Source organism: Chryseobacterium sp. UYP7, assembly GCF_056279225.1.
Genome location: NZ_JBWBQW010000001.1, coordinates 431,312 through 443,991, shown reverse-complemented (window position 1 = coordinate 443,991; position 12,680 = coordinate 431,312). Strand labels below are relative to the sequence as shown.

The following is a 12,680-nucleotide window of genomic DNA, read 5'->3' as shown; positions in this document are numbered from 1 at the left end:
TCAAAAAAAGTAATATTTCATGGATGAAAATGGGCTGCTTTCTCTTTTTTACAATAGTGAGAATGTAATCGAAAACGTTTTGCAGAAAACACCATTCGGATTTTCGTTGATCAACGAAGATTACGTTTTTGAATTTGCGAACGAAGCCTGGCTGAAAATTGTCCAAAAAAGAAAAGAAGAAGTATTAGGAAAGACCATGTTCGAAATTTTTCCGGAAACTGAAAAATATCTGCTTTCCATTTTCGAAAACGTTAAAGTTACCAGACAACCATTTTACGCACCGGAGCAGAGCGTGAAGTTAAAGCGGGAAGGCTTATTGCAGGATGTTTTTTTCAATTTTGTTTATCAGCCTATTTATAGTGACAGCGGGGATCTGCAATATTACGCCACCGTTGTTATAGAAGTGACCGATCTGGTAAGCACCAAAAATAAAATTAAAGGTGACGAGGAGCGTTTGCGGCTCGCTACCGAGAGTTCCCACACAGCGACTTGGGATTTTAATATAAAAACGCACGACATTATTCATTCCCCCTATTTATCGAAAATTTTTGGATATGAAGAAATGGAAATGCTTTCGCACCAAATGATGCGGAGTCATCTTTCTGCCGATGACCGTACCAATATTGTTGAAAAAGCTTTTGAACAGGCATTAGAAACGGGGCTTTATGAATACGAAGCCCGTATCACCGATAAGAAGGGAGTCGAAAAATGGATCGCCACCAACGGTAAAGTTTTTTTCAACGAAGATGGTGAACCTAGCCGAATGGTGGGTGTTATGCAGGATATTACCCAGCGGAAAGTAAGCGAAATTCTTCTCCAGCAAAGCAATCATCAACTCAATACTGCGATGGACGCTACCAAGTTGGGGAGATTTGACATGGATTTTGAAACCCAGCAGAAATATAATTTTTCGCCCCGATTTTTAAGCATTTTGGGTTACGATCCCGAAACAGAAGATATTAGTTCCGAAGTTTTTGAAAAGCACGTTCACGAAAATTACCTTGAAGCAAGAAGCCAAGCTTTAAATAAAGCGAAAGAGACTGGAGATCTGTTCTATGAAACCAAAATTATTTTAAGAGACGGCACCGAAAGATGGATAGAGATCTATGGAAGACTCTTGGAGCCGATCGATGGTCGAAAAGCTTATGTTTCCGGTACGATCAGAGATATTACCGAAAGCAAGAATTACGAAAGAGATATTAAAGAAAGCGAGCAGAAATATCGTTTTCTGGCAGATGCAATGCCGCAAATCGTCTGGATCGGGGAAAAGGATGGGCGACTTTCTTATTTCAATCAGGCAACCATGGATTATTCAGGGAAAAATTATAATGAATTTGTTGAAGATGATGGCTGGCTCGATATTGTGCACCCAGACGAAAAAACAGAAAATGTACGTCTCTGGTTGAAAAGCGTTCGTACCAAAAAACCCTTTATATTCGAGCACCGCTTTAAAAACAAAGATCATGAATACCGCTGGTTTCTGAGCCGCGCTTTTCCTGAACTTGATGAAACTGGAGAGGTTCGCAAGTGGGTGGGAACAAGTACCGATATAGATGATATGAAGCGCCAGGAAAAACTGAAAAATGATTTTATTAAAATGGCAAATCATGAACTGAAAACTCCGGTTACCACTATAAAAGGTTATGTTCAGCTTCTAAAAAAAATGCGTGGAGATTCCGATGATAAATTTCTGGTCAATTCTTTAAATACGATTGAAAACCAAGTGAATAAACTCAATTTATTGATCGGTGATCTTTTGGATATTTCGCGCATGGAAACCGGAAATCTGCCTTTAAATATGAAAGAGTTTTCTCTCTTAGGACTCGTGACAGAAACCATACAAGACATTAAAGCTGCAGAGCAAAGTCATCAAATAAATTTTGAACTGAACTATCCCACAGATGTTGAAGTTTATGCCGACAAAGACAGGATCACACAAGTTTTAAATAATCTTTTAACGAACGCTATTAAATATTCGCCAGGTTCCAAAGTCGTGAATGTGGAGCTTTTTGTGGACGGAAAGTGCGCTGTTCTTTCTGTAGAAGATTTTGGAATTGGAATGGATAAAGACGAATTGACGAGAATTTTTGAGCGTTTTTACAGGGTTTCCGGTGATGACGAAGAAACTTTTCCCGGTTTTGGAATTGGCCTCTTCATTGTGAAAGATATTTTAGAAAGACATCGCGGTAAGATTTGGGTAGACAGTAAGAAAGACGAGGGAAGCACCTTCTTTTTCTCGCTGCCATTAGAAAAATAATAAAGACAAACGAGATATAATTATGGAAATTTTAGTTGTTGATGATAACAAAGATATTTGCCTGCTCATCGAAAGCATACTTCTGTCAGATGGTTACGACGTAGAATCCTGCTGTAATCCACTGGAATTTGGGTCTATTATGAAAAAGAATAATCCAAAACTGATCATTACCGATTTGCTCATGTCGGGCTACGATGGGCGAACTTTAACAAAAGAGATCAAAGGAAATAAAGAAACAGAACACATCAAAATTATGATGATGTCGGCACATCCAGATGCTAAAAAACTGAGCGAAACGGCGGGTGTTGATGAATTCTTAACAAAACCCTTCGAGATTGATGACCTTATTCATAAAGTGGAAAAGCTCTTGACTCTTGGCTAAAATTCACTTCCTTAAAATAAAGCTTCTGATACAAAACTACTTTTCAGGTCGTTACATGAATAACATTTTGGTCAAATAATCTTTGTCCTGATTTCCTCTCGCCGGCGAATATTCTCTGCCGTAAAAGATGATCTGAAGGTGAAGTTTATTCCATGTTTTTTTCGGAAAAATTTTCTTCGCATCATTTTCTGTTACCACCACATTTTTTCCGGACGTTAATTTCCACTGGATCATTAAACGGTGTATATGAGTATCGACAGGAAATGCAGAAACGCCAAAAGCCTGACTCATGACCACAGACGCGGTTTTATGTCCAACTCCCGGAAGATCTTCCAGCTCTTCAAAGGTTTGAGGTACAATTCCGTCATGTCTTTCTACCAGAAGCTCCGCCATTCTCTTCAGGTTTTTAGCTTTTGTATTGGCAAGACCGATCTCTTTAATTAGATATTTAATTTCCTCCACTTCTAAATCTTTCATTTTAAAGGCGTCACCGGCAACTTCAAAAAGTTTGGGAGAAATCTGATTCACTTTTTTATCGGTGGTTTGGGCAGAAAGTGCCACTGCCACTAATAAGGTAAATGGATCATGATGATCGAGTGGAATGGGAACTTCGGGATATAATTTTTCCAGTTCTGCCATGATAATTTCTGCTCTTTGCTTTTTCGTCATTTTAAGTCTAAATTTGAAACAAAATTAAACATTATGTTGAAAGTAGGCGATCAATTACCAGAATTCGAAAGTTTTAATCAAGAAGGTGAACCTGTGAGATCTCAGGATTTTCTGGGTAAAAAACTCGTTGTCTTTTTTTATCCAAAAGCAAATACGCCGGGTTGTACCGCAGAAGCATGTGATATTAATGATAATCTCGAAAACTTAAAAAAGGAAGGTTATCAGCTGATAGGAATTTCTGCAGATCCTGTGAAAGCGCAAAAGAAATTTCATGAAAAATTCGGGTTTCAATATCCTTTAATTGCGGATGAAACCAAAGATATCGTAGAAAAATTCGGAGTTTGGCAACTGAAAAAATTTATGGGCAAAGAATTTATGGGAATCGTAAGAACCACTTTTATTTTTGATGAAAAAGGAATTTGCACCCGCGTTATTGATAAAGTAAAAACGAAAGAAGCTGCGGCTCAAATTTTAGAGCACTAAATTTTTTTACGACAAAGAATTTTTAACCACAAAGTCAAAAAAGTTTTGCGTTAAATTTCTTATGTAAAAAGATCACAAAAGAAATCTGCGTAATCCGCGAAATCTGCGAGAAATAAGAAGAGGCACTGCATTTCCAATGTGTCAAAAACATAGCACTCTTTGCGAAAAAACTTTGTGCTTTTGCACGAAATCTAGCCTAGCATCCGTTGTGCTTTTTTCACGCCTTCTGCCAAGACATCGATCTCTTCAAAAGTATTGTAAACCGCAAAACTCGCCCGAACTGTTCCGGCGATCTTAAAAAATTCCATAATAGGTTGCGTACAATGATGACCCGTTCTCACCGCGATTCCAAGTTTGTCTAAGATCATTCCAACATCGGAAGCAATCCCAATCCCTTCCAGATTGAAAGAAACAACGCCGGTTCGATCGGCTTTTTCTCCGTAGATTTTTAGACCTTCAATTTCTAATAATTTTTTCTGAGCATACTCGAGCAAAGCGTTTTCATGCGTTTGTAAATGTTCGTGACCTATTTTTTCTATAAAATCTACGGCGGTTCCTAAAGCAATATTTCCCCCAACATTTGGCGTTCCGGCTTCAAATTTAAAAGGCAGATCTGCGTAGGTTGTTTTCTCGAAAGAACACGTCGCAATCATTTCGCCACCGCCGTGAAAAGGATCAATTTTTCTTAGAATTTCTTCTTTTCCATACAAGATTCCTGTTCCCATTGGGGCGTACATTTTATGTCCGGAAAAGATGAAGAAATCACAGTCCATTTTCTGAACGTCAATTTTGAAATGTGGAACCGATTGAGCACCATCAATAACAATCATCGCATTAGAATTCGCCCGTGTTTTAGCGATAATTTCTTCGATAGGATTTATAACTCCTAAAGCATTGGAGACTTGATTCAGCGAAACGATCTTCGTTCTTTCATTCAAATTCTGATCTAAAAAATCAAGTTGAAGAATTCCATTTTCGTCCATAGGAATCACTTTCAGTTTCGCACCGGTTCTTTCGCAAAGCATTTGCCATGGCACAATGTTCGAGTGATGTTCCAGGTAAGAAATAATAATTTCGTCCCCTTCTTTTATTGTATTGGTAAGCGCATAAGCGATGAGGTTAATTCCTTCCGTCGTGCCTTTGGTAAAAATAACTTCAAAATCATTTTTAGCATTGATGAATTTCTGGATTTTTCTACGGGAAATTTCCATTTCCTCTGTCGCTAACTGACTTAAAGTATGAATGCCGCGATGAACATTTGCATTAATTTCAGTGTAATATTTTTCCCAGCTTTTAAGAACGGAGATCGGTTTCTGCGAAGTAGCCGCATTATCGAGATAAACTAAAGGTTTACCATTCACTTTTTGCGAAAGAATAGGAAACTGGCTGCGAATATTTTGAATGTCGAACATGTGTCTTATTTAGAATCCTTCAAATTTACGGAAATTATAATTGAATACCCTCTCGCAATCCCATTAAACAAAATAGAAAAAGCCTATTTGTATATCGCAATTTTTCAGATATCGGCGCTTTGCAGTTTATTAATTAATGAAAGTTTTCTACTACTTGATTTACTAAAAACTCAACCTGTTGCGGACGTCCTTTTGAATCCTGAGGTTGGTCTTTGTAAGTTCCGGTGCGCACGATGATGATTTGTTTTTCTGGAATAACAATAATGTATTGTCCGTATAATCCCCAAAAATAATAGTGTTTTATGGCAGCGTCGTTATTGATCCAAAGTCCCATTCCATATGCGCCGTTGGATAATTTAGTCGGAGTTCGCATTTCGTTGATGAAATTTTCATTAAGAATTTGTTCCGCTCCAACTTTGCCATTATTCAAAAATAACTGACCGAGTTTTGCAAAATCCCGTGAGTTAGAATGAATGCAGCAGAATGTTTTCTCCATGTTGAAATCGTCCGTGCTCCAGTTTGCATTCTGTTCCATTCCGAGTGGTTTCCAAAACTTTTCCGATGCATATTCTGCGAGTGTGGTATTCATCGATTTTCTTAATGCAAATCCTAAAAGCTGTGTGGCGCCACTTTGATATTCAAACTGCGTTCCCGGCTCATTTTTAAAACCGCGCAGAAGAACGGCTTCTTCCAAAGATTTGCCATAATACGCTTTGGCATTTTGAAGAAAAGGATTTTTATAATCCTCCGTCCAGTTTAAGCTTGCTTCCATTTTAGCTAATTCGCCGATCGTTAAGTGTTTGCCGTACTTAACATTAGAATAATTCGCAAAAAAATCGGAATATTTCTGATTTAAACTTGCAATTTTCTTTTCCTCGATGGCTTTTCCTAACAGCATTACCGTAAACCCTTTCGCCATAGAAAAGGAGTTTGTGTTAGAATTTTGGGTATAACCGTCCCAGTATTCTTCGTGAAGTAATTTGCCATTTTTAATAATTAGAAATGAGGCGGTATTCGAATTTTTTAAATCTTGAACTAAAGTTTTCGGCAAAGGTTTTTTGTTGTACAAAGAATCCAATTCCCAGGGGATTCCTTTTCCTTTAGCGATGATATGAGACTTGAAGTTGATGCCGTCGTCGATCGTGGAGCCGCTTTCGCCGCGTAAATATGTCTGCCGGATTCCGCGAAACAGATAATCGTAACCGAAAGCGTAGGTGAGCGCAATAATTCCAGCCAAAGAAAGAAGAACACCCTGAATAATTTTTTTTATCATACTGAAAATTGAAGGACAAAATTACTGCTAAATATCTATATGAAAATGATTTAGAAAAACACTTTCCGAATAAAAGAAATATGTATTTTTGTTTAAGACATCTTCGAATCAATGAATAAAAAATATATTTTCTTCCTTCTATTTTTGATGGTATTTTCCACTGCAAGTTTTGCGCAGGAATATAAACCAATCGACACGGCAGATTTTCCGCAGCGCAAAGCGTTTCTGGACCGGTATAAAGTCCTTAATGAAAATTACCTGAAGGGTTTGAAAGCTAAAAATCCTGGAAACACAGGAAGGGAACTTGCGAAAAACTATTCTGAATTTCAGGAACAGTTTAAAAAAGAAATTAAGAACCGCGACTACGTTTTCAATTCAGATTTTTCTGATAAGATTCAGCAGTATTTTATACAGTTAAAATCAAAAAATCCAAACGTTCCGGATCATATTAAAATTTTGGTTGCGAGAGACAATACACCGAATGCATTTTGTGTGCAAGACGGAGTTTTTATCGTAAACATGGGGCTTTTTAACTGGATCGATAATGAAGATCAACTGATCGCCATTTTAGGTCATGAACTGGGACATCAGCTATTGAGTCATTCCGAAAATTGGCAGAAAAAATTAATTCAGGAAGAAACAAATACAAAAGCTCAGGTTTCCGCAATTTCACTTTCAAAACTTAATAAAACGGAGCAAGCCTTTAATCTTTTTAAAAATCAAGTCTACGGATCAAGTATCTATCGCAGGAAAAATGAATCGGAAGCAGATTCTATCGGTTATGTCATGTATAGAAATACTGGTTTGAAAAAATCTGAATATATCAATTCACTACGTAATCTTCAGAAGTTTGATACCATTTCTCCGAAGTTGATCAAAGTGGAAACCTACAAGAAATTATATAATTTACCCGATTTTCCTTTCAAAGAAAAATGGTTGAAGATGGAAGATTTTTCCGCCTATAATTATTCAAATTATAAAGAGAAACTCGATAAAGACTCCATTTCTTCTCATCCTGAAATCGTGGAAAGAATCAATCGCCTGGAGAAAAATTTCCCGGACCTCAGCAAAGAAGAAGCCGCTGTGAAAAGTGATAATCCAAACTTTTTGTCCTTAAAGAAATTAGCTCGCTTTGAAATTCTGCCGAACTTCTACCATTCCGAAGATTATGGTTTAGGAATTTATACCGCGATGCAATTTTTGCAGGATGGTGAAGAAGAAACTTATAACAAAACCTGGTTGGGTAAAAACTTCGAGAAGATTTACGAAGGCCGTAAAAATTACAATCTGAACCGTTATTTAGATCGCGTTGATCCTAAAAACCAAAGTGAAAGTTATCAGCAGTTTCTCAATTTTATGTGGAATTTAAGTTTAGATGACATTAAAAATATCGCTGAGTTTTACCATAAAAGAAATCCGTCGTAACGGATTTTTTATTTTTAATAGTTCAGTCTTTCTAAACGGATTTTGTTGAATTTTTCTTTTTCGTTGATTTCACGCAGCAAAATATAACCTTCTTTCCCGACGTACGGATAAACAAGAAAATCTTCTTTCGCCGATATCGGAACCATTTCCTGATTGAATTTTCCGTCGATTAAGGTATTGATATATAGATTCCAGTTTTTCTCTTTGGTCGATTCATCCTTTTGGTAATCACGGTAAAAGAAAACGACATCCTCGCCATTGTTTAAATATTGAGAGAACAGATAGTCCGAATTTGCCCACTTTGTTTTTTCCTTTTCAAAAATTTTCACGCCCGAAATATTGAAATCTTTATCGGTATAAATATAAACGAGATCGGTTGTTTTCGGCGCGGAATATTCACCTTCAGCTTTATATTTTTCCATCAAAATTCCAATGCTTCCATCTTTCATAAAATAGGCATCTCTTGGATCCAGAAAATAGCCTTTTTCTAAATAACCATTATTGGTTAAATTTTTAATGAAGGGCTTTAAAGATTCGTACGTGATTTGTTTTGTGTCGACTTCAAAAGTTTTTCGATCAATCAATAATCTGGAAAATCCGGTACTCAAATATCCGCTGTCTTCATAATTTCTACCCAGAATTACAATTTTGTCATCGAAAGTTTTATCGTTGCTGATCCGACCGAAACTATAACTGCTCATTCGATTTATTCGGTCCATTGTATTTTTTGCAAGTCCCGTGATTTCTTTTTTGTGAATTTCTTTGCCGGTTTTCATATCCAGAATGAGGAGTTGAAAAGTCTTCTCTTTTTTATTATTGTTTTGAAGCAAAGCATAAATGTAGTTTTCATCTTTCTCCAAAACCGTTAATTCCTCATTAACTTTTTTATCACCGCTCGTATTGTATTGATAGCGCCAAACTTCTTTTTTGTTATCATCGAACTTGATGAGATTATTGTTGTTGATGTAATTGCCGTAATTATTAAATTCTAAAACCAAACTTCCACCTTCTTTAATCTCGTAATAGAAAGAGAGATAATTGTAGCCTTTTAATTTTTTTTCTTCACGATCCTCTTTTTCATTGGCTTTAACGTTTTTAGGTTCAGTTAATTCCGTGAAATTTCCATCCTTGTAGTCATAATAAATTTTGTCTTTGATGGTGTTTTCTTTAAGGTCGATAATTTTACTTCTCGGAATAAAAAAATCTTTATTCTTTACCACAAAACGGTCAATTTTGCTTGGTTGCAAAACAATTTTTCCTTGGAAATCCATGAATCCAAAATAACTTTTTGCCGTGATGTCGCCTTCAAACTCTTTGTTCGCAATTGGATTTAAGTTTTTATCCAGAATAACATACTCAAATTTCTTTGTTTTATCACCTGAATTACCGTAACCATAAAGCGTGAAATAACCGAATAGATTTTCCTTTTGATCGAACAGCGCATTAAAACCAAGGTAATCGCCTTTCGCCAGATCTGCCAGATTTTGTGATTGACCAAACATAAAAACCTGAGAAATAAAAAAGAAAAGAAAATATAATTTTTTCATAGAATTTAAATTTTCTCAAAGATAGAAATTAGATCGAATCAGAAGCCTTTCCAATAAAAAAAGTTCCAGATTTCTCCGGAACTTTTCAGTAATAATATTTTTTGAACCTTAAATCTTAGAAAGTAAATTTCTGAAATTCGTTTTCTCATCAATAATTCTGCGTAGATCTGCAACCGCAACTCTTTCCTGTTTCATCGTATCTCGATCTCTTAAAGTTACGGTGTTGTCGGTTAGAGAATCGTGGTCGATCGTTATACAGAAAGGCGTTCCGATCGCGTCCTGGCGTCTGTAACGTTTTCCGATCGCATCTTTTTCCTCGTAGAATAAATTGAAATCATACTTTAAATCATTGAAAATAGTCTGCGCATATTCTGCTAAACCATCTTTTTTCATTAAAGGTAAAATCGCCGCTTTATAGGGAGCCAAAGCGGGTGGAAGAGAAAGAACAGTTCTTTCTGAACCGTCTTCTAGAACTTCGTCTTTCAAACAGTTAGAGAAAATTGCCAGGAACAACCGGTCTAAACCAACGGAAGTTTCTACGACATAAGGAACATAATTTTCATTTCTTTCCGCATCGAAATACTGTAATTTTCGTCCGGAATGCTTTTCATGAGCACTTAAATCGAAATCGGTTCTGGAGTGAATTCCTTCCAGTTCTTTAAATCCGAACGGGAATTTAAACTCAATATCTGCAGCTGCATTTGCGTAATGCGCCAATTTTTCGTGATCGTGGAATTTATAATTATCCGCACCTAAACCTAAAGCCAAATGCCAGTTCAAACGTTTCTCTTTCCAGGTTTCATAAAAACCTAATTCTGTTCCGGGAGGTACAAAATATTGCATTTCCATTTGTTCGAATTCGCGCATTCTGAAAATAAACTGTCTCGCAACGATCTCATTTCTAAAGGCTTTCCCAATTTGAGCGATTCCAAAAGGTAATTTTTGACGGGAAGTTTTCTGAACATTTAAAAAATTCACAAAAATTCCCTGCGCAGTTTCCGGTCTTAAATATAAATCAGTCGCGGAATCTGCAGACGCGCCTAACTTTGTTCCGAACATTAAGTTAAACTGACGAACATCCGTCCAGTTTTTAGAACCCGTATCTGGATCGGCGATTTCTAATTCTTCAATTAATGCTTTTACATCGGCAAGGTCCTCATTTCCAAGGGATTTCGCCATTCTGGAAAGGATAGCATCTCTCTTTTTAATGAGTTCTAAAAATCTAGGATTTGTTGATGCAAATGCTGCTAAATTAAAAGTTTCACCAAATTTCTTTTTTGCTTTGTCAATTTCTTTTTGAGCTTTATCATCTAATTTTGCGCAATAATCTTCGATTAAAACATCGGCTCTGAACCGTTTTTTCGAATCTTTATTGTCTATTAAAGGATCATTAAAAGCATCAACGTGACCAGAAGCTTTCCAAATTGTTGGATGCATAAAAATGGCAGTATCAATTCCGACAATGTTGTCATTCAGCTGCACCATTGCTTTCCACCAATATTGTTTGATGTTGTTTTTTAGTTCTGCTCCATTTTGTCCATAATCGTAAATCGCCGAAAGACCGTCATAAATTTCACTCGAAGGAAAAATAAAACCGTATTCTTTCGCGTGCGAAATTATTTTTTTGAAAACATCTTCCTGTTTAGCCATCGTTTTTAGAATTTGTGCAAAAATAGGGAAATTGTACTGATATTATTATCTCTATTTTTTAATAACTTTTCTGGTAAAAAATTTATTTCGGGAATCCAGTATATTTAAGATATAAGTTCCAGAGGTTAAAGTCTTTAGATCTAATGTTGAAGTATTTTTCTTCGTAATTAGTAACTTCCCATCAATAGAATATACTTTAACGGACTGAACAAGTTCTGAAAAATGCATCAGATCTATGGTAGGATTTGGATAAATAGAAAATGATGAATTGGAGTAGCTGTTTACCGCTAAATTTTGCGGGTTCAGTTTAACAACCCAATAATCATAGCGTCCTAAATTCCCGGTAATATCACCGTCAATTGAAGCTGAATATGCTAAGAATGTATAACTTCCATCAACATTTTGAGTTATTGATTCTGCAGAATCATCCTTATTCCCTCCAAAAGCTTTTTGCCATTCAATAGATCCAGTTGTAGAAATTTTTATGATCCAGGCATCAATAAAATCACTTGTGCCATGATAACCGGAAACATCACCATTATTAGAATTTGTATAACCCGCAATTACATATCCACCGTCAGTTGTGTTTTTGATAGAGCGGGAACCATCAGTTCTACTCCCACCGTATGATTTTTGCCATTCCAGAATTCCTGAATCGGAAATCTTAACGATCCAGACGTCACCTTGACCTTTATTTTCGGTAACATCACCAGTAGAAGAAGTAGAAAGTCCCGTAACTAAATATCCTCCTGAAGCACTTTCAATTATTGATTTTCGACTATCCAGATTTTCTCCTCCTAAGGATTTTTGCCAAATTATTTCTCCCGTACTGCTAATTTTTAAAATCCAGAAATCTTCATTACCGTGATTATTAGAAACGTCACCATTCGTTGAACTGGAGTCTCCTGCTAACACATAATTTCCATCCGAAGATTGGATGATCGAATTTGCAAATTCATAACCGCTTCCGCCATAACTTTTTTGCCACTGTTTATTGCCAAAACTATCGATCTTCAGAACCCAATAATCATTATTGCCATGATTGTTTGTAATGTCTCCATTTACTGAATAAGAATAGCCAGCAACAATATAACCACCATCATTTGTTAGTGCGACAGAGTTGGCGATATCTACAGAGGATCCACCAAATGTTTTTTGCCAAACCAACTCTCCGTTTTGATTCAGTTTAACAATCCAAAAGTCACTTGTTCCGTGATTACCAGTAACATTTCCGTTGTTGGAATTGGTATATCCTGCTAAAATATAACCTCCATCAATAGTCTCTTTTATGTCATAAAGAATTTCATCACTACTTCCACCGTACAGTTTTTGCCAAACTAATTCGCCCAAACTATTTGTTTTAACGATGTAATAATCCTTCCCACCATGATTACCAGACAAAGCATTATCACTGGAACTTGAACTTCCCGCCAATACAAATCCACCATCAGAAGTATTTATAATAGATTCTCCAAATTCATCGGAAACGCCACCAAAATTTTTCTGCCATTCTACTGGTGGTATTTGAGATGATAAAAATTGTATAAATATGATTGATAAAAGAGTAAATGTTAATTTCATA

At 36.3% G+C, this 12,680-nt stretch carries 10 protein-coding genes; 4 read left to right on the top strand and 6 right to left on the bottom strand.

What is annotated here, in order from left to right:
• Nucleotides 1–19 precede the first annotated feature (19 nt).
• Together ACZ9HT_RS02090 and ACZ9HT_RS02085 are read left to right on the top strand one after the other, a co-directional pair.
• Nucleotides 20–2,257 (top strand): PAS domain S-box protein, encoded by a 2,238-nt coding sequence (locus ACZ9HT_RS02090; protein ID WP_476038776.1) that lies wholly within the window; start codon nucleotides 20–22, stop codon nucleotides 2,255–2,257.
• Between the two features lie 22 nt (nucleotides 2,258–2,279).
• Nucleotides 2,280–2,639, top strand: coding sequence for a response regulator (locus tag ACZ9HT_RS02085; protein WP_476038775.1), 360 nt, complete (start codon nucleotides 2,280–2,282; stop codon nucleotides 2,637–2,639).
• Nucleotides 2,640–2,690: 51 nt separating this feature from the next.
• Here ACZ9HT_RS02085 and ACZ9HT_RS02080 read toward each other — a convergent pair whose 3' ends face one another.
• The gene (locus ACZ9HT_RS02080) at nucleotides 2,691–3,308 is read right to left on the bottom strand and encodes an endonuclease III domain-containing protein (protein ID WP_476038774.1); all 618 of its coding nucleotides are present in this window, start codon (nucleotides 3,306–3,308) and stop codon (nucleotides 2,691–2,693) included.
• 33 nt (nucleotides 3,309–3,341) lie between these two features.
• Here ACZ9HT_RS02080 and bcp point away from each other — a divergent pair, with 33 nt between their 5' ends.
• Nucleotides 3,342–3,791, top strand: a complete 450-nt coding sequence (gene bcp, locus ACZ9HT_RS02075) for a thioredoxin-dependent thiol peroxidase (protein ID WP_476038773.1) — start codon at nucleotides 3,342–3,344, stop codon at nucleotides 3,789–3,791.
• A gap of 191 nt (nucleotides 3,792–3,982) precedes the next feature.
• On the opposite strand, the gene ACZ9HT_RS02070 is transcribed toward bcp, so the two are convergent.
• Together ACZ9HT_RS02070 and ACZ9HT_RS02065 are read right to left on the bottom strand one after the other, a co-directional pair.
• Complete coding sequence (locus ACZ9HT_RS02070; protein ID WP_476038772.1) at nucleotides 3,983–5,203, bottom strand: aminotransferase class V-fold PLP-dependent enzyme; 1,221 nt, start codon at nucleotides 5,201–5,203, stop codon at nucleotides 3,983–3,985.
• A 133-nt stretch (nucleotides 5,204–5,336) separates the two neighbouring features.
• Nucleotides 5,337–6,476 (bottom strand): serine hydrolase domain-containing protein, encoded by a 1,140-nt coding sequence (locus tag ACZ9HT_RS02065; RefSeq protein ID WP_476038771.1) that lies wholly within the window; start codon nucleotides 6,474–6,476, stop codon nucleotides 5,337–5,339.
• A 111-nt stretch (nucleotides 6,477–6,587) separates the two neighbouring features.
• Between ACZ9HT_RS02065 and ACZ9HT_RS02060 the strand changes: the two genes are divergently transcribed.
• A complete protein-coding gene (locus ACZ9HT_RS02060; protein ID WP_476038770.1) occupies nucleotides 6,588–7,901 on the top strand; it encodes a M48 family metalloprotease in 1,314 nt (437 codons plus the stop codon).
• Between the two features lie 14 nt (nucleotides 7,902–7,915).
• Here the strand turns inward: ACZ9HT_RS02060 and ACZ9HT_RS02055 are convergent, their stop codons facing one another.
• The 3 genes from ACZ9HT_RS02055 to ACZ9HT_RS02045 all read right to left on the bottom strand — a co-directional run bounded on the left by ACZ9HT_RS02055 (nucleotide 7,916) and on the right by ACZ9HT_RS02045 (nucleotide 12,679).
• Complete coding sequence (locus tag ACZ9HT_RS02055; protein WP_476038769.1) at nucleotides 7,916–9,448, bottom strand: hypothetical protein; 1,533 nt, start codon at nucleotides 9,446–9,448, stop codon at nucleotides 7,916–7,918.
• A gap of 108 nt (nucleotides 9,449–9,556) precedes the next feature.
• Complete coding sequence (locus ACZ9HT_RS02050) at nucleotides 9,557–11,098, bottom strand: glycine--tRNA ligase (RefSeq protein ID WP_476038768.1); 1,542 nt, start codon at nucleotides 11,096–11,098, stop codon at nucleotides 9,557–9,559.
• A 51-nt stretch (nucleotides 11,099–11,149) separates the two neighbouring features.
• Nucleotides 11,150–12,679, bottom strand: coding sequence for a T9SS type A sorting domain-containing protein (locus tag ACZ9HT_RS02045; protein WP_476038767.1), 1,530 nt, complete (start codon nucleotides 12,677–12,679; stop codon nucleotides 11,150–11,152).
• Nucleotide 12,680 lies beyond the last annotated feature (1 nt).